At 70.8% G+C, this 21,341-nt stretch carries 17 protein-coding genes; 9 read left to right on the top strand and 8 right to left on the bottom strand.

Annotated features, from left to right (window positions below):
* Window positions 1–19: 19 nt before the first annotated feature.
* Complete coding sequence (locus ACQP1K_RS22670) at window positions 20–2,434, bottom strand: bifunctional metallophosphatase/5'-nucleotidase (protein ID WP_433497709.1); 2,415 nt, start codon at window positions 2,432–2,434, stop codon at window positions 20–22.
* A 104-nt stretch (window positions 2,435–2,538) separates the two neighbouring features.
* Between ACQP1K_RS22670 and ACQP1K_RS22665 the strand changes: the two genes are divergently transcribed.
* Window positions 2,539–2,775, top strand: a complete 237-nt coding sequence (locus ACQP1K_RS22665; RefSeq protein ID WP_433497708.1) for an ATP-binding cassette domain-containing protein — start codon at window positions 2,539–2,541, stop codon at window positions 2,773–2,775.
* 169 nt (window positions 2,776–2,944) lie between these two features.
* Here ACQP1K_RS22665 and ACQP1K_RS22660 read toward each other — a convergent pair whose 3' ends face one another.
* The 7 genes from ACQP1K_RS22660 to ACQP1K_RS22630 form a co-directional block, all read right to left on the bottom strand.
* Window positions 2,945–3,556, bottom strand: coding sequence for an NAD(P)-dependent oxidoreductase (locus tag ACQP1K_RS22660; protein WP_433497707.1), 612 nt, complete (start codon window positions 3,554–3,556; stop codon window positions 2,945–2,947).
* A complete protein-coding gene (locus ACQP1K_RS22655) occupies window positions 3,553–4,014 on the bottom strand; it encodes an SgcJ/EcaC family oxidoreductase (RefSeq protein WP_433497706.1) in 462 nt (153 codons plus the stop codon). The genes ACQP1K_RS22660 and ACQP1K_RS22655 overlap by 4 nt, the downstream gene beginning before the upstream one ends.
* 71 nt (window positions 4,015–4,085) lie before the next feature.
* On the bottom strand, window positions 4,086–4,583 hold the full coding sequence (locus tag ACQP1K_RS22650) for a MarR family winged helix-turn-helix transcriptional regulator (protein WP_433497705.1): 498 nt from the start codon (window positions 4,581–4,583) through the stop codon (window positions 4,086–4,088).
* Window positions 4,584–4,756: 173 nt separating this feature from the next.
* Window positions 4,757–5,683: a YihY/virulence factor BrkB family protein gene (locus ACQP1K_RS22645; protein ID WP_433497704.1), complete on the bottom strand. Its 927-nt coding sequence runs from the start codon at window positions 5,681–5,683 to the stop codon at window positions 4,757–4,759.
* Between the two features lie 432 nt (window positions 5,684–6,115).
* Window positions 6,116–7,915 carry a family 43 glycosylhydrolase gene (locus ACQP1K_RS22640; RefSeq protein ID WP_433497703.1) on the bottom strand — a complete coding sequence of 600 codons (1,800 nt, stop codon included), beginning with the start codon at window positions 7,913–7,915 and terminating at the stop codon, window positions 6,116–6,118.
* Window positions 7,916–8,439: 524 nt separating this feature from the next.
* Complete coding sequence (locus ACQP1K_RS22635; RefSeq protein WP_433497702.1) at window positions 8,440–10,764, bottom strand: transketolase-like TK C-terminal-containing protein; 2,325 nt, start codon at window positions 10,762–10,764, stop codon at window positions 8,440–8,442.
* A gap of 371 nt (window positions 10,765–11,135) precedes the next feature.
* Window positions 11,136–12,827 carry an IclR family transcriptional regulator domain-containing protein gene (locus ACQP1K_RS22630; RefSeq protein WP_433497701.1) on the bottom strand — a complete coding sequence of 564 codons (1,692 nt, stop codon included), beginning with the start codon at window positions 12,825–12,827 and terminating at the stop codon, window positions 11,136–11,138.
* 232 nt (window positions 12,828–13,059) lie between these two features.
* Between ACQP1K_RS22630 and ACQP1K_RS22625 the strand changes: the two genes are divergently transcribed.
* Genes ACQP1K_RS22625 through ACQP1K_RS22590 form a run of 8 tightly spaced genes read left to right on the top strand, consistent with a single transcriptional unit; the run spans window position 13,060 to window position 21,257 of the window.
* Window positions 13,060–13,902, top strand: a complete 843-nt coding sequence (locus ACQP1K_RS22625; protein WP_433497700.1) for a CoA transferase subunit A — start codon at window positions 13,060–13,062, stop codon at window positions 13,900–13,902.
* 59 nt (window positions 13,903–13,961) lie between these two features.
* Window positions 13,962–14,711, top strand: a complete 750-nt coding sequence (locus ACQP1K_RS22620) for a CoA-transferase subunit beta (RefSeq protein WP_433497699.1) — start codon at window positions 13,962–13,964, stop codon at window positions 14,709–14,711.
* A gap of 35 nt (window positions 14,712–14,746) precedes the next feature.
* Window positions 14,747–15,934, top strand: coding sequence for a thiolase family protein (locus ACQP1K_RS22615; protein ID WP_433497698.1), 1,188 nt, complete (start codon window positions 14,747–14,749; stop codon window positions 15,932–15,934).
* Between the two features lie 24 nt (window positions 15,935–15,958).
* A complete protein-coding gene (pcaH, locus tag ACQP1K_RS22610; RefSeq protein ID WP_433497697.1) occupies window positions 15,959–16,759 on the top strand; it encodes a protocatechuate 3,4-dioxygenase subunit beta in 801 nt (266 codons plus the stop codon).
* A complete protein-coding gene (pcaG, locus tag ACQP1K_RS22605; protein WP_433497696.1) occupies window positions 16,756–17,361 on the top strand; it encodes a protocatechuate 3,4-dioxygenase subunit alpha in 606 nt (201 codons plus the stop codon). The genes pcaH and pcaG overlap by 4 nt, the downstream gene beginning before the upstream one ends.
* A complete protein-coding gene (gene pcaB / locus ACQP1K_RS22600; RefSeq protein ID WP_433497695.1) occupies window positions 17,348–18,904 on the top strand; it encodes a 3-carboxy-cis,cis-muconate cycloisomerase in 1,557 nt (518 codons plus the stop codon). The genes pcaG and pcaB overlap by 14 nt, the downstream gene beginning before the upstream one ends.
* Window positions 18,901–20,085, top strand: a complete 1,185-nt coding sequence (gene pcaD, locus ACQP1K_RS22595; protein ID WP_433497694.1) for a 3-oxoadipate enol-lactonase — start codon at window positions 18,901–18,903, stop codon at window positions 20,083–20,085. Before pcaB ends, pcaD begins: the two co-directional genes overlap by 4 nt.
* Window positions 20,085–21,257: a 4-hydroxybenzoate 3-monooxygenase gene (locus ACQP1K_RS22590; RefSeq protein WP_433497693.1), complete on the top strand. Its 1,173-nt coding sequence runs from the start codon at window positions 20,085–20,087 to the stop codon at window positions 21,255–21,257. The genes pcaD and ACQP1K_RS22590 overlap by 1 nt, the downstream gene beginning before the upstream one ends.
* Window positions 21,258–21,341 lie beyond the last annotated feature (84 nt).

Below are 21,341 nucleotides of genomic sequence, written 5' to 3'. Positions count from 1 at the left end.
CCCTGATATGGCTTGTGGGTCAAAGCCCCGCGCACTGCCCGGTCCTGGGACCGGACACGGTGTTCGCCTTGCCGTTGTCGGTCGGCGCAGGGGAGTTTCCGCTGCAGCTCAACGGCCCGCTGATCCGGTTGCCCGACACGATCGGCGGGCCGGCCACCCGGTTGTCGGTCAAGCTGACCGGACCACTCACCGTGGAGTCCAGGATGGTGAGCTTGCCGGTGGCGCCGTTGACCGTCACCGGACCGTTGACGGTCGCCCGGTTCAGCGAGACATCGGCGGCCTTCGACGCGCTGATCGGCCCGCTGACCTTGGCGCCGGTCGCGTAGAGGCTCGCGCCCTTCCCAACGGTCACCGGTCCGGAGACCGCCGCTCCGTCGCTTAGGCAGGTGACGCCGGAACCCACGACGAGGGGGCCGGCGTGGCGGCCGGTGATCGTGACCGTGCAGGTGGGCCCGGTGTCGGCGGCCAGCGGAATCGCCACGGTGACCGCCGTGCCGGTGGTCGTGCCGGTGACGACGAGGTCCGCGCTCGTCGTTCCCGCCTGCGCGGGGGCGGCGGGCACCGCGAACTCGACGGTCGTACGGCCGACCTCGTCGGTGTTGTCGGTGCTCGCATCGGCCGTGGCGTCGACGGCGAACGTGCCGACCTCCTGGCCGGCGAACATGGCCGTGACCTTCTCGTCCTTCGGCTCGCCGGTGCTGAACAGCAGCGACGACAGGCCGACCGTCACCGGGTCACCGACCTTGAAGCCACCCGACGGCGCGTCGAACCGCACGCCGACCGCGCGCTGCGCGTTGTCCGGAGCGACGGGGGAGTGCTCGCCCAGGTAGGCGACCATGGACTGCAGGTCGACCTGGCCGGTGTCCCGCTTGTCCGCCCCTTCGTTCAGGGTGCCGAAGTTGTCCCCTCCCGAGGCGAGGAACGAGTTCACGACCACGCGGTAGGACCTGGCCGGGTCCAGCGGCTTTCCGCCGAGGGTGACCGAGGTGATGTGCCGGCCCTTGGGCGCGGTCGGATCGTAGGTGTAGAAGAGCCCCTTGGACACGCCGAGCTTGAGGAAGGGACGGCTGGCCCCCTCGGGCTGCCACTGCTCCTCGAGCACCTGGACGATCTGCGCACCGGTCAGGGTCATCGTGACCAGGGTGTTGGCGAACGGCTGGACCTCGGCCGCCTCCTTGTAGGTGACGGCGCCGTCTTCCCTGCCTTCGGCCCGATACCTCATGTCCGTACGGAGCCCGCCCGGGTTCATGAAAGCGATCTCGGTGGCCGGGTCGGTGGTGCGAGCACCCGCGAGCTGCGCGTCGGCGACGAGGTTGCCCAGGGTCGACTCGCCGCCGCGGTTCTCGGTCGTGCCGTTGGACTGGCGGGCCCGGTTGAAGTCCGCGGTGATCTCACCGAGCTTCCGCGCGCCATCCCGGTCGGCCACCTCGACGGCGTCGTCCACTATGCCCTTGACCGTCGGATCGGGGCCATAAAGAGGCTTCCACGAGCCGTCCGCCTGCCTCTCCGTCAGCGGGACGATCTCTGAGTCGACGTCGACCGCCTGCTTCTTGGTCCTGTCGTACGTGAACGTGATCTTGTTGAGGTTGTAGCCGTACTGTCCCGCCGACACGACCGGGCGCACGGTCACCGGACGTTGCTCGTCCTGCCACTCCTTGACCGGGATTTCATGGTCGTAGGACAGGTGGGTGTGGCCGGAGATGATTGCGTCGAAGTTCTTGTCGACCCCGTTCACGATCTTGCCGAAGTCGCTCGCCGGGTCGACCGCCGATTCGTACGCCGTGGTGGCCGCACCCTCGTGGACGAGCAGCACGACGATGTCGGCCCCCTCCCTGGCCTTCAGCTCGCCGGCGACCTCGTTGACCGCGCGCGGGATGTCCAGGATGTCGAGCATGGAGATGCCCGCGGGAGTGACGAGTTCGTCGAGGTGCTCGGTCACCGCGCCGACGAAACCGACCTTGACCCCGTCGACCTCCTTGACCAAGGCCGGGGTCAGCTCCCGATATCTGTCTCGGAGTTCCTCCTTGACCCTCACGTTGGCACCGATGTATTCCCACGTGGCCCGCGGGATGACCCGGTTCATCAGGTCGTCGTAGCCCCGGTCGAACTCGTGGTTGCCGACCGCGCTGACCTCGAGGCCGGCCGCGTTGAGCGCGTCGATGGTCGGGTTGTCCTGCTGGATGAACGAGGTGAACGTCGAGGCACCGATCAGGTCCCCCGCCGCGGCGAAGATGGTGTTGGGGTTTTCCGCCCGCATCTCCTTGACCGCGGTCGCCAGCGCCGCGGCTCCCGCTTCCTGGCCGTTCGCCGTCAGCCTGCCGTGGAAGTCGTTGATCCCGAGAATGTCGATCTTGACAGTGTCATTGGCGAACGCCGTCGGCGCGCCGATCAGGCCGATCCCCGCCATCGTGGCCATCGCGACCAACGGAGCCACACGCCTTCGCAGGCGCATACGGTGCCTCCCATATTCGGACAGATCTAGCAAACGCAAACATAAGACAGAGAATCGCCAAGAGGAAGCAAAAGGACCAGCTCGTCGTGGCTGCGGCCGATCAAGTCAGCCGGCGGTACGCCCCGGCCTATGCCGGTGTCTACTTACGGGTTCATGCCGGGGAGATCGTCGGCCTGCTGGGGCCCGACGGCGCCGGCAAGAGCACCTTGATCAGCCTCCTGGTCGGCGAGCGCGGCCGCGATCTTGCGAATGCTCGCAGGTGCTGCCGTGAGCAGGGATTTCATGTTCGTGATCTTGCAGTTTCTCGCAGACCTTTCCTCTGAGCTGCGAAAACAGTGCCCGTGATCTTGCGCTGTTGACTGCAAGATCGCGCAACGTGTAGGCGCAGGTCGGACGGGTTGCCTGCGAGAAACTGCAAGATCACGAAGTTGGCTCGCGCAGGTCGAGGGGAGTGCGTGCGAGAATTCGCAAGATCACGGCAAGGGGAGGGGGTTAGCCGGTGATGTTGATGGCGGTGCGTGCGTACGTGTCGCCTTCCACTGTGTCGAGCAGGGTCGCGGCGACGTCGGCGCGGGTGAGGGTGCCGGGGCGGTCCAGCAGGCCGCGGCTGATGTGCACCCCGCCACGGGCGGGCTTGTCGATCAGGCGGGTCAGCCGTACGATCGTCCAGTCCAGGTCGGTGGCGGAGACGACCTCCTCCATCTGGGCGGTGTCCGCGTAGGCGTCGGCGAGCATCCACCGCAGCAGTGCCATGGGCAGGCGGGGCCGATCGCCGACTATCGGGTACGCGCTGGTGATGGCGAGCCGGCGCACACCGGTTTCGGCCATGACGCCGGTGAGGACACGGGCCACGGCCGCGGTGTGGTGGGGGCCCTTACGGTCCGCCGCGGCGACCACCGCGATGACCGCGTCCGCGCCGGCGAGGGCTTCCCTTACCGCGTCGGGGTCGCGTCCGTCGCCGGTGACGACCCTCGTCGGGGCCGGTACCGCCGGCAGGCATCGCGGCCGGCGGGTGAACGCGGTGATCTGATGGCCGCGGCGCAGGCCTTCTGCGAGCACCTGCCGGCCGGTGCGTCCGGTCGAGCCGATCACGGTGATGTTCACCGGTCTCCTCCCCGTGAGGTCAGGGCCATCAGCCGTCCCATGAGGGTCTGCGACCAGGGCCGGTAGCGGGTGTTCTGGAACGCGGTCACCAGCCAGGTGCCGTCATGACGTACCAGGACGAACGTGACCGACGAGAGGCGCTTGGTGGAGGGCCGGGTGCGGCCGCGTTGCCAGCGCATGATGATGCCGCCCAGCGCGCACACGACGGCGACATCGGGGGTGACGAACCGGACGTTCGGCTCCGGCATGGTCATGCGCGAGCCGCGCATGATGCCGGCGAACAGTGCCCGGTGTCCGTCGGCGATCGCCTGCCGGCCCGCCATACGGGTGCCGTCGAAGGCGGTGTAGTCGGCGTCTTCGGTGAACAGGGCGGCGTAGTGGTCCGGGTCGCCCCCGCCCCACGCGTCGGCGAGACGCGAGAGCGTCGCGCGGACGGACGCCTCAGCCGCGGCGGCCATGGATGACTCCGCAATAGTTCAGCATGCTAAAAAGTTTAGCCCGCTAAACTATTGCGCGGCAAGTCACTCGCTCAGGTCCTGCTCTCCTCCACAAGGCGGGCGGTCTGGTCGCGCATGATGGCGGCCACCTCGGTGACGAAGTGCTCGATCGTGGCGAGCTCGGCAGCGGTGAAGCCGTCCGCCAGTTTCTCCACGGCCTCTCTGAGCGGTGCGAAGACGGGTCGCATCTCGGCGTTGAGCCGGTCCACATCGGCGGCGACCAGGGTCTTGCGCCGGTCGGCGGCGTCGGGAAGACGCTGGGCGTACCCCGCGCGGGCGAGGCGGTCCACCAGGCCGGTGACCGCGCCGGGCGTGAGGCCGAGTTCCCGGGCGAGATCGCCCGAGGTGACCGGGCCGCGGCGGGCCAACAGGTCGAGAGCCTTGTTCTCGGTGGCGGTGAGGCCGCGGCGGGCCGCGACCGCCTCGTGGAACATCACCACGGCCGTGCTGAGCTCCCGGCCGAGTAGCTCGCCGAGATCCGGGGTGCCGCCGCTTTCCGGTGCGGCCGGGTGAGGTGATAGCCGTGCCAACTGACCAGACTCCTTCCACCGCAGGCCGGGGGCGCCTCAACCAGTATGCGGCCACCCTTCCCGGGGACAGAACACGAGTCGTTCACGTCCGGCCCGTGCCGGCGGACCGGCGCCGAGGCGCGCCTCGGCGCCGGGGGAGCGTGATCGCTTGACGTCCGGGTCCTGAGGTGGAGTCAGATGTCGCCCGGCACTCCGGCGACGGGCACCGGCGTGGGCTCGGGTGGCGGGCCGAGCGTCGCCGTGGCCGTCCAGGCGGCGGTGTAGAGGATCACCCGGGCGGACAGGTTGATCCACAGCAGCAGCCCCGCGATCACGGCGAACGTTCCGTAGATGGGATTGTGCAGCGTCCCCGACAGGATCAGCGCCGCGAGCTGCTTGAGCAGCCCGAAACCGGCCGCACCGAGCAGGGCCCCTTTGAACGCGACCCGGAACGGCCGCGCCCTGGCCAGCCAGCCCAGGATGACGATGAAGATCGACAAGTCGGCGAGCAGGGAGGCGCCGGCCCCTGCGAGCCGTACCGTGAACTCCGCGAGCACAGAGTCCTCCAGGCCGACCCAGCCGGCCACGGTCCCGGTCGCGCCGGTGGCGAAACCGCTGACGACGACCGAGACCAGCATGATCAACCCGAGCAGCACGAGCGTGACCAGATCGCGCAGCTTGGCGACGAGGAAGCTCGGCTCGGGGCGGCTGGTCATCCAGATGTCGCGCAGCGCGGTGCGCAGCGCGTCGATCGCGCCGAGCCCGGCGTACAGCAGGCCCAGCAGGCCGATGACGCCCGCGCGGGCCCGGGCGCCGGAGAGCTGGTCGATGTGCAGGTGCTCGGCGAGGCCGGGGAGCTGCGCGTTGATCGCCTTGATCAAGGTCGCCAGCGCATCGGGATGGAACGTCACGATGAAGCCGAACAGGGCGAACGCCAGCGCCAGCAGCGGGAAGAACGACAGGAAAGCGAAATAGGTCAGCGCGCCCGCCAGTCGATCGCCCCTGCGCACGTGGTAGCGCTGCACGGTCCGGATGAGATGGTCGACCCACAGGTGGCGGAACCGCTCCCGCTCGACGAACTTCCGGCCCCACTCCTTGACGGCGGCGATCCGCTGCTTCACCCGACCGATCACACCAGACACAGCCCTCATCCGGCCACCACTACCCAGCGGGGGGCGGATCGACGCGCACCGCGGTCCCACATGTGTTACGCGGTCACGCTGCGTTTCTCATCGGGTACGGTCCGCCGGCCGTGCCGTTGCCGGGACCGCGGCCGCTGACGCCGGCGGCGCTTCGCCCGCTGGGAGTGAAGGCCGGTACCGGGCCGAGCGGTCCTTGCCGGCCCGTACGGCTACCGGCCTTGGCTCGCAGGCTGTACGGCTACCGGCCTCGGCACGTTCGTGCTCCCACGATGGCAGGTTCGATGAGCCGCCCTGCCGATCGCTTCGCCGGTGACCGGCAGGGTCTGGGCGGCCTTCCGCGAACACCTTCCCGCCGCGGAAGGCCGCCCTGCCGAAGCGGCTCGTCAGCCGCACGACCTCAGGGGACCGTCCTCACGGGCTCGTGCAGGTGAGGGACGGCGTCGACGGCGTACCGCCGGCGGTGAAGCCGAACGTCGTCGAGGCGGACGCGCCCAGCGAGCCGTTGTAGGAGACGTTGCTCACCGAGACGGCCGAGCCGCTGGTGCTCAGCGAGCCGTTCCAGACCTGGCTGATGGTCTGGCCGTTGCTCAGGTTCCACTTGACGGTCCAGCCGTTGATCGCTGCACCGCCGGCCGTCACCGTGACCTCGCCCTGGTAGCCGCCGGGCCACGAGTTGGTGGTGTGGTAGCTCGCGCTGCAGGCGCCGTCATTCGGTGTCGGTGTCGGTGTCGGTGTCGGGGTGGGTGTCGGTGTCGGGGTGGGTGTCGGGGTCGGGGTCGGAGTGGGCGTTGGGGTGGGTGTCGGCGTCGGGGTGGGTGTCGGGGTCGGGTCGCCGCTGCCGGTGAACTGCCACCAGTTCATGTTGAACAGGTAGCCGCTTCCGCCGGTGAACTTGAGGTACAGATCGTGGGTGCCGGTCGCGCCGGTCACCGGGCAGGACACGTTCGTCCAGGTCTGCCAGCCGCCGGTGCCCGAAACACTGCATGTCCCCACCAGTGTGCCGTTGACCCCGTCCAGGTGGAGTTCGATCTTGCCGCCGCTGTTCGCCGAGGCGACCCTCGCGGTGAAGGTCTTCGCGCCGGTGCCGAAGGCGACGCCCTTGACCTTGATGTAGTCGCCGTTCTCGATGAATCCGACGTTCATCCCGCCCTCGCTGGAAGGCTCGGTCTCCACGCCGGACGCCCAGGCGATGGTCTCGGCCTCCTGCCGGACGTAGGGGTCGAGCGTGCCGATCTGGGGCGCCCCGGTGGTGGTCATGTTGATCGTCGGGATCGTGCCGTCGGTGCGGTAGTTGAACTTCTCCACCGCCACGGAACGGGTGAAGCCGCCGCCACCCGGCAGCGCGCCGTTGTGGTAGAAGAAGTACGAACCGCCCTTGTAGTCGATGATTCCGGGGTGGTTGGTGAAGCTGCTGCCCTGCGTCGGCATGACCGTGCCGCGGTAGGTCCACGGCCCGGTGGGGCCGGGTGCGGTGGAGTAGGCGATGAACTCAGAGCAGCATTTGGCCGCGAAGACGTTGTAGTACAGGCCGCCCCGCTTGTAGACCCAGGGGCCTTCCTCGTACAGGGTGGGGCGGTCGGAGTCCCCGGTGCGGGTGCCGAATCCGGCGGTGGTGAGGGAGACCTTGGTCGGGCTGCCGGAGTAGGAAATCATGTCGGCGTTGAGCTTGACGTACCACAGGTTGGGGTTGCCCCAGTAGAGGTAGGCCTGCCCGTCGTCGTCGATGAAGACGGTGGGGTCGATTTCACCGTTTTCGACGAGAGGGTGGCCCAGGGCGTCCTTGAAGGGGCCGGTGGGGCTGTCGGAGACGGCCACGCCGATGGCCATCCGGCCGCTCGCCCGGCTGGTGGTGGGGACGTACCAGTAGAACTTGCCGTTCCGGTAGATGGCCTGGCCGGCCCAGGCGTCGGATTTCGCCCAGCTGAAGCTGGCCACGCTCAGCGGGGAGCCGTGGTCGGTCCAGTTCACCATGTCGGTCGATGAGTAGACCCGCCACTCGTTCATGGTGAACCATGTCGAGCCGTCTTCGTCATGTCCGGTGTAGAGGTACACGCGGTTGTTGTGGACGAGCGGAGCCGGGTCGGCGGTGTAGATGGTCTGGACGATCGGATTGTCCGCCCTCGCCGCCGTGACCGGAAGCAACGCGATGACACAGCAAAGGCCGACGAGCCAGGCGGCCGTGCGTCTGGAAAGTGAAAACGCGTATCTCACATGCGCCTCCTGATGTGGTGGTCACTCACCTTGGGCGTGGTCCGATGGCGAAGCGGCTTCTCCGGCGAGCGCCGTGGCCGGTCGCATCCCTGACCGATCTGGCCGGATGTTCATCGCCGAGATCCTTCGCTGACGCTGTTAGCGTTAACAAGACCTAGCACCGTGAGTGCTGACTTCCATCGCTCCCGTATGGGCGTGCGTCGGCGACCGCGGGGGCCGCCACACGTGGAGCCAACTCCGTACCCCGGGGACCGGTCAAGGCACCTGCCCGTCTCGCGTCGCTGCCACTCGTCCGGCCGTGGGTGCTGAGCTGGCGCCGGAACTCGGCGGAGCAGCCGTAGATCCGGGGAAGAGTATGAATCTTTCATCTCGACCCGTCGTCCGTCCAGGGCGCCGACATGGCCCGACCGGCCTGGTCGTGCGTGCGCTCGTGCCGGGACGTCGGGTCCAGATCGTACTCATTCGCCACGATGCCGCGCGGACCGCCGCACGAATGCGTCCGTCCGGCGTGGGCGGCGCGACGATCACCCCGCGACGTCGAGGGCGGCCTGGATGATGCTGCCGGAGTCGAGACGATGGTGACGATAGACATCCTCGATCGAGCCCGACCTGCCGAAATCGGTCACTCCCAGCGAGGTGATCGGCACGCGGTTGACGGCGGACAGGAAGGCCAGCGTGTGGGGGTGGCCGTCGAGCACGGTGACCAGCGGGGCGGCCCGCTCGGCGGGAAACGCCTGGTCGAGGATCCAGCTCTCGGCCCGCTCGTGCCCCTGGCGGGCGCGCAGGGCACGGTAGAGCAGGTCGGGGCTGGTCACGCAGACGACGTCGGCGGGGACGCCCATCCGGTCCAGCCGATCGGCCGCGGCCAGGGCCTCCGTGACGACCGCGCCCATCGCGGCGATGGTCACCTTCGGGCTCTCGGTACGCTGGAGCGGATAAGCGCCCGCCACCACCTGGCGTCTGCGTCGTTCGCGTGCGGCCGGGTCGGCCGGCACCTCCGCGAGCGTCTGGTCGACGGGCCGCGTCGACAGCCGCAGGTAGACGGAGCAGCCGTCGGGCCTGCCCAGCCGGGCGAGACCGGCCAGCAGCACCCATTCGGTGTCGATCGCGAACGCCGGTTCGTAGGCGACGCAGCCGGGCTGCTCCATCCCGATGGACGGCGTGATGATCGACTGATGCGCCCCGCCCTCGGGGGCGAGGCTGACCCCGGAGGGCGTGCCGACGAGGATCGACTGGCCGCCCGCGTAGATGCCGTACGACCATGGCTCCAGGGCTCGCCCCACGAACGGGTCGTAGACCACCCCGATCGGGAACAGCGGCTCCCCCCACCGGCTCCAGGTCGTGCCCAGCTCCCCGATGAGGCCGACCAGGTTGGTCTCGGCGATGCCGAGTTCGATGTGCTGCCCGGCCGGGCTCTCCCGCCAGTGCAGGATGGTCTCCGCGTCGTCGGCGAACCAGTTGTGACGCTCGGTGACCGACCACACCCCGACCTTGTTCACCCAGCCGCCCAGGTTGGTCGACGAGCTGACGTCCGGGCTCACCGTCACCACCCGCCGGGCCGCCTCGGGCGCGGCACGGGTCAGGTCGAGCAGTGCCCGGCCCAGCGCGGCCTGGGTGGTCGAGGTGCCGGACGGGGTGCGGCGGAAGTCGGTCGGTACGGCCGGAGGCCGCCGCGCCGACGTGGGCTGCCGGCACAGCCGGTCGGCCACCGTCGCACACTGGATCGCCGCGTCGTCGCCGTCGGGGAACCGCCGCCACGGATCGTCCGGATCGACGCCCAGCCGCTCGGCCAGCTCCCGCATCTGGTCATTGGTCAACAGGGACGAGTGGTTCTGCGGATGCCCCTCGGTCGCCAGGCCGTACCCCTTGATGGTGTAGGCGAAGATCACTGTGGGCCTGGCGTCGTCGATGGAGGCGAAGGCGCGGTCGAGTGTGCCGAGGTCGTGACCGCCGAGGTTCCTGATCGCGGCGAGCAGGGCGGAGTCGTCGAGCCGGGTGATCAGATCCGCGATCGTGCCCGCATCGGGGCCGTCCCCGGGAAGCCGCTCACGCAACTGTGCCGCGTCGCAGCGCAGCATGCGCTGATATTCCGGATTGGGCATCGCGTCGATCCTGGCGCGCAGGGCACCGCCGCCCGGCTGGGAGAACAGCTCCTCCAGCAGTCCGCCGTACTTCAGTGTCAGCACCTGCCATCCGGCGGAGGCGAACATCCCGCGCAGACGGTCGGCGGCGAGGTGCGGCACGACGCGGTCCAGCGACTGGCGGTTGAGGTCGACCACCCAGACGACCTCTCCCAGCTCCGACACGCTGGGGTCGAGGATCGCCTCCCAGACCGCCCCCTCATCGAGCTCGGCGTCGCCCACCAGCGAGTACTGCCGTCCCCTGTGCGAGCCGCCGAATGTGCCGTCCACATAGCGGCGGGCGATCGCCCCCCAGATCGGTGCGGTGGCGCCGATGCCGACCGATCCGGTCGAGTAGTCCACCGGGTCCGGGTCCTTCATCCTGCTCGGATAGCTCTCCAGGCCGCCGAACTCCCGTAACCGGGTCAGATAGGACGCGTCCAGCTCACCGAGCAGGTAGTTGATCGCGTGCAGCACCGGGGACGCGTGCGGCTTCACCGACACCCTGTCCTGGGGGCGCAGGTGCCTGAACCACAGCATGCTCATGATCGACACCAGTGACGCAGACGAGGCCTGATGCCCGCCGACCTTCAACCCGGACGGGTTGGGCCGCACCCGGTTCGCGTGGTGGACCATCGCCGTCGACAGCCACAGCACCCGGTCCTCGATCTGCCGGAGCACGTCGTACTCCACGCTCGGAGACCGAGTGGTCAGCGTTGACGCGCGCATAAGGACTGTCCTCCAGGTACGCCGGCGCGTGTCCGGCGACAAGAAGCCGATTGACCAGGAGTGAAGCAAGGAGGCGGCCTGACAGACAATACATGTTCGAAAAATTGAGCGTTCTGCCCACAACGATCTCTTGTCGACCCGGGGAGCATGAGCATGGTGCCCAGTAACGAGCCGATCGAGCGGTCGTACGGTCGGTCGGCCGCGGGGTGCGCCCACTGCTCGGCGATCCGTGAGGTTGCGCCGCCATGATCTTCTCCTTCTCCCCGTCTCTGAGCCCGGGAGGGCGGCCGACGTCCTGAGGTGAGAGCCGTACCAGGGCAGCGTGCATGAGCAGCGCGGGGACGCCATCGATCGGTGTGGCACCGGAGTGATCAGGCCGTCTGGATGCGGGCGAACCGGGTGGCGATGTGGAGGTCGTGCTCGATGCGGGCGGCGGCCTCGCGCAGCGCGGGCAGCACGGCCTCGCGGGTCTGGCCGGCGGCCTGCCGGTGGGCGTGCGTCGAGACGTTGACGGCCGCGACGACCTCGCCGGCGCGGTCGCGCACCGGTACGGCCACGGACCGCAGTCCCTCCTCCAACTCCTGGTCCACCAGGGCGTACCCGTCCCGCGCCGCCTGGTCGAGCAGCGCGGCCAGCCGTACCGGCGAGGTCACCGTGTGGCGGGTCAGCGGGCGCAGGTCGGCGCGGGCCAGGTAGGCGGAGCGGTCGGCATCGCCCAGGCCGGCGAGCAGGACCCGGCCCATCGACGTCGCGTAGGCGGGGAAGCGGGTGCCCACCGTGATGTCCACGCTCATGATCCGTTCTGCGGGCACCCGTGCGACGTACCGGATGTCGTCCTCGGCCAGAATGGCCATCGACGCCGAGTCGTGCACCTCGCCGGCGAGTCCGGCCAGGTGCGGTTCCGCGATCCGGGGGAGCGTCAGCCGGGCCAGGCAGGCGTACCCGAGGTCGAGCACTCGCGGCGTCAGCCGGAACAGTCTGCCCTCGGCCGCCACGTAGCCCAGGTGCGTCAGCGTGATGAGCGCCCGCCGTACGGTCGCCCTGGGCAGTCCGGCGGCCTCGGCCAGAGCGGAGAGCGGCATCCCGGCCGTCGTGAAGGCGGTCAGTACGGCCAGGCCACGGGCGAGGGACTCGACGAACTCCGAACCGGCCCCGGTCACGGGCGCCCGTGCCACACCCACCGGCCCGGCGGCGGGGGGAGCGGTGAGCGCGTGCTCCATCGCCGCGACCGTCTCGCGCAGCCTCGGCAGCATCGCGTCACGCAGGGACGCCGCATCGTGCCTGCTGGTGTGGCTGACCACGCTCACCGCGCAGACCACGGCCCCGGTGTCGTCGCGCACCGGTACGGCCACCGCGATCAGCCCCGGCTCGATCAGCTGGTCGTCGACCGACCACCCCTCCCGCCGGGCGAGGGCGGCCCGGATCTCGAACGAGTCCGCGCCGTGAGCGCCGTCCCGATCCGGCGGCAGCACCGGGAAACCGGCGTGGCCGGGATCGGCGGCCACCCGGGCGCGCCAGCTCTCCCACTCGCCGGGGGACCAGCCGGCGGCGAACAGGGCTCCCGGCGCCGCGGACTCGGCGGGGAGCAGGTCGCCGACGCGGAACGTGGCCGTCATCCTGCGGCGACGCGGCACCTGGTGCACGAAGCGGACACCGTCGGCGTCCGGCACGGCGAGCGACACCGACTCGTCGAGCTCGTCGGCGAGCCCGTCGGCGTACGGCCCGAGCAGCCCGGGCAGCCGTGACGCGGCCAGGTAGGCGTTGCCCAGCTCCATCAGCGCCGGGGCGAGCGCCGCGTCGCGGCCGGCCGGCCGCAGGTAGCCGAGGCGGGCGAGCGTGGCGAGCACCCGATCGACGGTCGATCGCGCGAGGCCGGTGTCCCGGGTCAGATCACTCACCGTGCGACGCCCTCCGGCGAGGGCGAGCCGCCGGATCACGGTCAGGCCGCGGATCAGCGGGCCGACCGCCTCCTTCGGCGGATCGTCCGCCGTGCTCGACCGGCCGCCCGCCGCCTTCGGCTGGTCGCCCGCCGGCAGCCGCTCGCCGGTCGTCGCCTCTGACATCGCGTTCTCCCCCTACGGCCTCGCGCCGTACACACTTCCACCGAAGCGCGGCCGTTGACACCTGCGCAGCCGTGGACGAAACTTACCTCGACAATAACGAACTAGAGTTCACTATGCGAACAAGCCGCGAACAAGCGTAACCGTAAGTGCGAGCGCAAGTGCGTACAGGTACGAGCGTGAGCACGACCGTGGCCGATCCGGCCCTCCGCCGGGTCGGGCGATCCACCAGAGGATGAGAGACGACGACGGAATGGCCGAAATCCGCACCCTGTCCGAGGCGGTGGCGGAGCTGATCCACGACGGCGACTGCGTCGCCATGGAGGGCTTCACCCACCTCATCCCGTTCGCCGCAGCCCACGAGGTCATCCGCCAGGGCATCACCGATCTCACGTTGGTACGGATGACCCCCGATGTGATCTACGACCAGCTCATCGGCGCCGGCCTGGTGAAAAAGCTGATCTTCTCCTGGGGCGGCAACCCCGGCGTCGGCTCGCTGCATCGCTTCCGCGACGCCGTCGAGAATGGCTGGCCGCGACCGCTGGAGCTGGACGAGCACAGCCACGCCGGGATGGCCAACCGCTATGTGGCGGGCGCCTCCGGCCTGCCGTTCGCGGTGCTGCGCGGTTATCGCGGCACCGACCTGGCGGGCCGCACCGACACCGTGGCCACGGTGAGGTGCCCCTTCACCGGTGAGGAGCTGGCGGCCGTCAAAGCGATCAACCCCGATGTGACCGTCATCCACGCCCAGCAGGCCGACCACGAGGGCAACGTGCGGCTGTGGGGGCTGACCGGGGTGCAGAAGGAGGCCGCGCTGGCGGCCCGGCGGGTGCTCGTCACGGTCGAGGAGATCGTCGAGGAGCTGACGCCGCATCCCGGCGGGGTCGTGCTGCCCGGTTGGGTGGTCACCGCGGTCGCCCACGTGCCGGGCGGAGCCCATCCGTCCTACGCCGCGGGGTATTCGGTCCGCGACAACGACTTCTACCAGGCGTGGGACCCGATCGCACGTGATCGTGACAGGTTCACCGCCTGGATCAGCGAGCACGTCCTGGACAGCGAGGGAGTGACGGCCCCATGAGTGACGGCCCCAACGGCTCCATGAGTGACGGCCCCAACGGCTCAATGAGCGGCGGCTCCATGAGCGATTGGACCTCTGACGAGCTGATGACCGTCAACGCGGCACGGGCACTGGCCGGCGCGCGGAGCTGCTTCGTCGGCATCGGCCTGCCCAGCGCTGCGGCCAACCTGGCCCGCCGTACGATCCGCCCGGACCTCGTCCTGATCTACGAGTCCGGGGCGGTGGGCGCGAAACCGGCCAGGCTGCCGCTGTCCATCGGGGACGGCGAGCTCGCCGACACCGCCGACGCGGTCGTCTCGGTGCCGGAGATGTTCAACTACTGGCTGCAGGCCGGACGGATCGACGTCGGATTCCTCGGCGCGGCCCAGGTCGACCGCTTCGCCAACATCAACACCACGCTCGTCGACCGCGGCCAGGACCGGCCGCCCGGCCGGCTGCCCGGCGCCGGCGGAGCGCCCGAGATCGCGGCGAACTGCGGCGAGGTGCTCATCGTGCTGCGCCACTCCACCCGCAACTTCGTCGACCGGCTCGACTTCGTCACCTCGGTCGGTCACGGCGCAGGACGCGGCGATCGCGAACGGCTCGGCCTGCGCGGACGCGGCCCGGTCGCGGTCATCACCGACCTCGGCGTCATGCGTCCCGACCCGCTGACCGCCGAGCTGGTGCTGACCGACCTGCACCCCGGCGTCACGATCGACCAGGTACGCGCCGCGACCGGCTGGCCGCTGAAGACCGCCGGCGATGTGGCGGTCACCGCGCCGCCGACCGATGCGGAGCTGGCCGCGCTCCGCACGTTGAAGGCGGCCTGATCCGGCATGCACGACCTGAGGATGATGCAGCAGTGATGAACGACGTCTACATCGTCGACGCCGTACGCACCCCGTTCGGCCGGTACGGCGGCGCACTGGCCGGGGTCCGGCCCGACGACCTGGCCGCCCACGTCATCCGATCGTTGACCGGCCGGGCCCCCGGCCTCGACCCGGCCAGGATCGACGACGTCTTCTTCGGCAACGCCAACGGCGCGGGGGAGGAGAACCGCAACGTCGCCCGCATGGCCGTACTGCTGGCCGGGCTGCCGGTCACCGTCCCCGGCACCACGGTCAACCGGCTGTGCGCCTCCGGAATGGAGGCCGTGATCCAGGCGTATCGCGCCATCGCGGTCGGCGACGCCTCGATCGTGATCGCGGGTGGCGTCGAGTCGATGTCCCGCGCGCCGTGGGTGCTGCCCAAACCCGACCGCGCCTTCCCGGCCGGCGACCAGCGGCTGCTGTCGACCACGCTCGGCTGGCGCATGGTCAACCCGCGCATGCCCGCCGAGTGGACGGTCGCGCTCGGCGAGGGCGCCGAGCTGATCGCCGACCGGTACGGCATCGGCCGCGCGAGCCAGGACGCGTTCGCGCTGGCCAGCCACGAGAAGGCGGCCCGCGCCTGGCGGGACGGCGCGTTCGACGCCGAGATCGTCCCGGTCGACGGGGCCGATCTGCCGCGGGACGAGGCGATCCGCGACGACACGTCCATGGCGGCGCTGGCCAGGCTCAAACCGGCATTCCGCAGGGGCACCCCGGCCGGCACGGTCACGGCGGGCAACTCCTCACCGCTCAACGACGGCGCGGCGGCCCTGCTGCTGTGCGACGAGGAGGGGCTGCGGGCGATCGGCCGTGAGCCGCTGGCCCGTGTCAGGTCCTCGGCGGTGACCGGTGTGGAGCCCCAGCTGTACGGCCTCGGCCCGGTCGAGGCGGCCCGGAGGGCGCTGGCGCGGGCGGGAAAGAACTGGGACGATCTCGCGGTCGTCGAGCTCAACGAGGCGTTCGCCGCCCAGGCGCTCGGCTGCCTGCGGGAGTGGCCCGAGCTCGACCCGTCGATCGTGAACCCGCGCGGCGGCGCCATCGCGATCGGCCACCCGCTCGGCGCGTCGGGGGCGCGCCTGGCCGGGACGGTCGCCCACCAGCTCGCGGCGGCCGGTTCAGGCACCGGCCTGGCGACCCTCTGCATCGGCGTCGGGCAGGGCCTCGCCCTCGTGCTCGATCGGTGACACGTTCAGAAGAAGGAGCCGACCATGACGAAAACCCCGGCGAGCCCACCACGACCACCCGGGATCGAAACGCAGGAGACCATCAGCGCGGAGATCGCCGAGATCCGCGGCGCGTACGGCAAGGCCGTGGCGGACGGTGCGCCGCGGCGTGCTCACCCCGACCGCGACTATCCGCCCTACCGCAGCAGCCGGCTGCGCCATCCCAGGCATGCACTCGTCGTGCCGCGTGATCCGGAGGCGGCCGAGCTGACCGGCCCGGTCTTCGGCGTCACCGACGTCACCGCGCTCGACCACGACCTCACCCGCCGGCACACCGGGGAGCCGCTGGGCGAGCGGATCCTCGTCACCGGACGCGTGCTCGACCGGGCCGGCCGCCCGGTCCGCGACCAGCTCGTCGAGATCTGGCAGGCCAACGCCTCCGGGCGGTACGCCCATCAGCGCGACCAGCATCCCGCCCCGCTCGATCCGAACTTCACCGGAGTCGGCCGCTGCCTCACCGACGACGACGGTCGGTACTCCTTCGTCACGATCAAGCCCGGCCCCTACCCGTGGCGCAACCACGACAACGCCTGGCGGCCCGCGCACATCCACTTCTCGCTGTTCGGCACGGCGTTCGCCCAGCGGCTGGTCACCCAGATGTACTTCCCCGGCGACCCGCTGTTCGACCTCGATCCCATCCTGCAGTCGGTGACCGACGATTCCGCGCGCCGCCGCCTCGTCGCCGACTACGATCACGACCTGTCGACGCCGGAGTGGTCGCTCGGCTACCGCTGGGACATCGTGCTGGACGGCCCGGCCGCGACCTGGATGGAGGAGGGCCGATGAGCACCACCCCGTCATCTGCGAAGGCGCCGGTGAGCCTGCCGCCCACGGCGTCCCAGACCGTCGGCCCGTTCTACGGGTACGCCCTGCCGTTCACGGGCGGCGGCGACGTCGCCCCCGCCGGGCACCCGGACACGATCACCCTGCACGGCACGGTCTACGACGGCGCAGGCGTCCCCGTTCCGGACGCGCTGCTGGAGTTCTGGCAGCCCGCTCCCGACGGGTCGCGGGCGGGCGCGCCGGGCTCGCTGCGCCGCGATCCGGTCACCGGCGCGGTGATCGGCCGCGACGGCCTCGCCTTCACCGGGTTCGGCCGCGTCGCCGTCGACGCCGACGGCCACTACCTGCTGCGTACGCTCCCGCCCGGCGGCGTGCCGTACATCTCGGTGTGCGTCTTCGCCCGCGGCCTGCTGCACCACCTGTTCACCCGGGCCTATCTGCCCGGCCTGGCCGATCTGGAGGCCGAGCCGCTGCTGGCCGCGCTGCCGCGGAACCGCAGGGCCACCCTCCTCGCCGTGCCGGAGCGCGAGCGCGTCTACCGCTTCGACGTACGGCTCCAGGCCGACGGGGTCCACGAGGAGACGGTCTTCCTTGCCTTCGAATGACCGTGAGCCTTCGAATGACCGTGAGCCTTCGAGTGATCGTGAGCCTTCGCGCGAGCTCGATCCGGCGGATGTCGGGCTGCTCGCCCCGGTCGTGGCCGGTTCGCGGGCCGAGGCGCTGACCGGCGACGCGGCTTTCGTCCGGGGCATGCTCGACGCCGAGGCGGCGCTGACCCGGGCACAGGCCGCGCTGGGGCTCGCCCCGCCCGCCGCAGCGGCGGCCGTCACCGCCGCGGCCGGGCAGACGTCCCGGTTCGATGTCCGCGATCTGGCGCTGCGGGCCCGTTCCGGGGGCAATCCGGTGATCCCGCTGGTGGCGGACCTGACCGCCGCCGTCGCCGAGCACGATCCCGAGGCCGCGCCGTACGTCCATCAGGGGGCGACCAGCCAGGACATCTGGGACACCGCCGCGATGCTCGTCACCGCGCGGGCGCTGGAACCGGTCCTGGCCGATTTGGATCGTACGGCCGCCGCCCTCGCCCGCCTGGCCGCGGCGCATCGCGACACCCCGATGCCGGGCCGGACCCTCACCCAGCACGCGGTGCCGACGACGTTCGGCCTGAAGGCGGCCGGCTGGCGCAGCCTCGTGATGGCCGCACGCGACCGGCTGGCGGCCGTACGCGCCGCGCTGCCCGTCCAGCTCGGCGGGGCCGCCGGCACGCTGGCCGCCTTCCGCGAATACTCCCCCCGGGAGGGGACAGCGGAGGACGTGCTGCGGCTGCCCGCCGCGTACGCGGCGGAGACCGGCCTGGCCGAGCCCGTGTTGCCGTGGCACACCCTGCGTACGCCCGTCGCCGACCTCGCCGGCGCGCTGGCCTTCGCCGCAGGCGCGCTGGGCAAGCTCGCCGCTGACGTGCTGGTGCTGTCACGCACCGAGATCGGCGAGGTCTCAGAGGACACCGGCGGGGGCGTCGGTGGCGGATCATCGGCCATGCCGCAGAAGGCCAACCCGGTCGGAGCCGTCCTGATCGCCGCGGCCGCCCGGCAGGTCCCGGCCCTGGCCGCCGTGCTGTACGGATCACTCGCGGCCGAGGACGAACGCCCGCCGGGTGCCTGGCACGCCGAGTGGCGGCCGATGCGGGAGGCGCTGCGCCTGGTCGGCGGCGCCGCCGCTGTCGCGGCCGGGCTCAGGCTGCGGGTGCATCCGCGGCGGATGCGCGACAACCTCGATCTCACCGGGGGACTGATCGTGTCCGAGCGGCTCAGCGCCGCGCTCGCCGCCGAGATCGGACGTGACCATGCGTCCCGTGTCGTCAAGGCGGCCGCACGGGCCGTACAAAACCGGACCGTACAAAGCCGGGCCGTACGAACAGGGGCTGTACGGACCGATCAGGCGGAAGACGGTGGAGCCGACCTGGTGGCGGCACTTCTGGCCGATCCCGGCGTGGCGGCGGCCTTCTCCGAGGAGAGGCTGCGCGAGCTGACCGATCCGGCGTGGTACACGGGCCTGGCCGGCCCCCTCGTGGACCGCGCACTGGGCTTCCCACCGGGCCTCTCACCGGACTCCGGACCGGGCCCGGAACCGGGCGTCGAGGAGGGACGATGACAGTCAACCTGCACCACCGGAGCGACGGCCCCCCGCCGGAGGGGCGTGACCTGGGGATGCCGCTGCTGCTGGGGCCCTCGATGGGGACGTCCCTGGCCGTGTGGGACCACCAGGTGCCCGCGCTCTCCAGGGACCGCCGGGTCATCCGCTGGGACCTGCCGGGACACGGCGGATCTCCCGCCGGCGTGGTGGACACCACGCCGGGCGCGACCACGATCGCCGACCTGGGGCGGCTCGTGCTCGCGCTGGCCGACTCCCTCGGCGTCGACCGCTTCGACTACGCGGGGATCTCGATCGGCGGCGCGGTCGGCGCCTGGCTCGCCGTGCATCACCCCGAGCGTGTCGCCTCGCTCGCCATGGTCTGCTCGTCGGCCCGCTTCGGCGAACCCGCGGCCTGGCACGAACGGGCGGCCCTGGTTCGGGCCGAGGGCACCGCCCCGCTCGTCGAGATGAGCGCCACCCGGTGGTTCACGCCGAGCTTTTCGGAGTCGCGGGCCGAGGCGCTGCTGGACGACCTGAGGGCTGCCGACCCCGCCGGCTATGCCGCGGGGTGCGACATGCTCGCCTCCTACGACCTGCGTGGCGACCTGGCGCGCATCACCGTACCCACCCTTGTGATCGCGGGGCGGGACGACCCCGCGACCCCGCCGGCGCACGCCCGTGAGCTGGCCGACGGCATCCCCGGCGCCTCGCTCGTCGAGGTCGCGCACGCGGCGCACCTCGCCAACGTCGAGCGCCCGGAGCCGGTGCTCGCCGCCCTGCTCGGACATCTCGCGGCCACCGCTGAAGCGACGCCCCGTGACGACGCCTCCCGCCACGCGGCGGGCATGGCCGTACGGCGGGCCGTGCTGGGGGACGAGCACGTGGACCGGGCGATCGCGCGCACCACCGACTTCACCGCGCCCTTCCAGGACTTCATCACCCGCTATGCCTGGGGAGAGATCTGGACCCGGCCCGGGCTGAGCCGCCGGACCCGCAGCTGCATCACGCTCACGGCACTGGTGGCGCGCGGTCACCACGACGAGCTCGGCATGCACGTGCGCGCGGCGCTGCGCAACGGTCTCACGCCAGAGGAGATCAGAGAGGTCCTGCTGCAGACGGCCGTCTACTGCGGGGTGCCCGCGGCCAACTCGGCGTTCGCGATCGCCGACCGAATCCTGAGAGAAGAGAGGGAAGGCTGATGCACACCACTGTCGGCATCATCGGCGGCGGCCCGGCCGGGCTGCTCCTCGCCCGGCTGCTGCACCTCGCCGGCATCGACAGCGTCGTACTGGAAAGCCGCGACCGCGCGTACGTAGAGCATCGTCAGCGCGCCGGGATTCTGGAGCAGGGCGCGGTCGACGTGCTGCGCGAATGCGGCGCGGGGGAGCGGATGGACCGGGAGGGTCTCGTCCACGACGGCATCGAACTGCGCTTCGACCGGCGCTCGCATCGGATCGACTTCCCCTCGCTCACGGGCGGCCGACGGGTCATGGTCTACGCCCAGACCGAGGTCGTCAAGGACCTGATCTCGCTGCAGCTGCGGCAGGGCGGCGGACCGCTGCTGTTCGAGGCGTACGTCCGGGCGGTGACCGGCATCGACACCGACCGGCCGGCCGTCCACTTCACCCACGAGGGCCGCGAGCAGACGCTCACCTGCGACTACGTGGTCGGCTGCGACGGCTCCCACGGTGTGGCCCGGACCGCCATTCCGGATCTCACCATCTATGAGCGGTCTTATCCGTACTCATGGCTCGGCATCATGGCCGATGTGCCGCCGTCGTGCGACGAGCTGATCTACGCGCACTCCGATCGGGGGTTCGCGCTGCACAGCATGCGCTCCACCACGGTGAGCCGCATCTACCTCCAGGTGCCGAACGGTACGGACCTGGCGGAGTGGCCCGACGAGCGGATCTGGGACGAACTCGACGCCAGATTCGCCGTCGAGGGCGACTGGAAGCTGGAACGCGGCCCCATCACCGCGAAGTCGGTGCTGCCGATGCGCAGCCTCGTCGCCGAGCCGATGCGGCACGGCCGGATCTTCCTGGCCGGTGACGCCGCGCACATCGTGCCGCCGACCGGAGCCAAGGGACTGAACCTCGCGTTCAGCGACGTCGTCGTCCTCGCCAGGGCCTTCGCCCACCTGAACGCGACCGGCTCGGCCGAGCTGCTCGACGCCTATTCGGCCACCTGCCTGCGGCGGGTCTGGCGGGCCGAGCACTTCTCCTACTTCATGACGACGACGATGCACGTCGATCCGGCCCAGTCGCCGTTCGACACCCGGCTGCAGCTCTCCCAGCTCGACCGCATCGCCACCGGCACGGCCGCGGCCACCGAACTCGCGGAGAACTACACCGGTCTCCCCGTCGGCTGACCAGGAAGCCGGAAGGCGTGCCGTACGGCTGTGAGCCGTACGGCACGCCTCTCGATTCTCGGTGTCCTGCTCAGCGATTGTTCA

The sequence above is a fragment of the Sphaerimonospora sp. CA-214678 genome (genome assembly GCF_050942215.1).
GTDB lineage: Bacteria > Actinomycetota > Actinomycetes > Streptosporangiales > Streptosporangiaceae > Sphaerimonospora.
Note: the sequence above shows the minus strand (reverse complement) of the source record. Positions and strands in the feature narration are given on the sequence as shown.

Excerpts from the sequence above, each read along its gene's own strand:
- ACQP1K_RS22630 (WP_433497701.1), bottom strand. The coding sequence starts at position 12,827 with ATGTCAGAGGCGACGACCGGCGAGCGGCTGCCGGCGGGCGACCAGCCG.
- ACQP1K_RS22615 (WP_433497698.1), top strand. The coding sequence starts at position 14,747 with ATGAACGACGTCTACATCGTCGACGCCGTACGCACCCCGTTCGGCCGG.
- ACQP1K_RS22590 (WP_433497693.1), top strand. The coding sequence starts at position 20,085 with ATGCACACCACTGTCGGCATCATCGGCGGCGGCCCGGCCGGGCTGCTC.
- pcaD (WP_433497694.1), top strand. The coding sequence starts at position 18,901 with ATGACAGTCAACCTGCACCACCGGAGCGACGGCCCCCCGCCGGAGGGG.
- pcaH (WP_433497697.1), top strand. The coding sequence starts at position 15,959 with ATGACGAAAACCCCGGCGAGCCCACCACGACCACCCGGGATCGAAACG.
- ACQP1K_RS22635 (WP_433497702.1), bottom strand. The coding sequence starts at position 10,764 with ATGCGCGCGTCAACGCTGACCACTCGGTCTCCGAGCGTGGAGTACGAC.
- ACQP1K_RS22655 (WP_433497706.1), bottom strand. The coding sequence starts at position 4,014 with ATGGCCGCCGCGGCTGAGGCGTCCGTCCGCGCGACGCTCTCGCGTCTC.
- pcaG (WP_433497696.1), top strand. The coding sequence starts at position 16,756 with ATGAGCACCACCCCGTCATCTGCGAAGGCGCCGGTGAGCCTGCCGCCC.
- ACQP1K_RS22625 (WP_433497700.1), top strand. The coding sequence starts at position 13,060 with ATGAGAGACGACGACGGAATGGCCGAAATCCGCACCCTGTCCGAGGCG.
- ACQP1K_RS22620 (WP_433497699.1), top strand. The coding sequence starts at position 13,962 with ATGAGCGATTGGACCTCTGACGAGCTGATGACCGTCAACGCGGCACGG.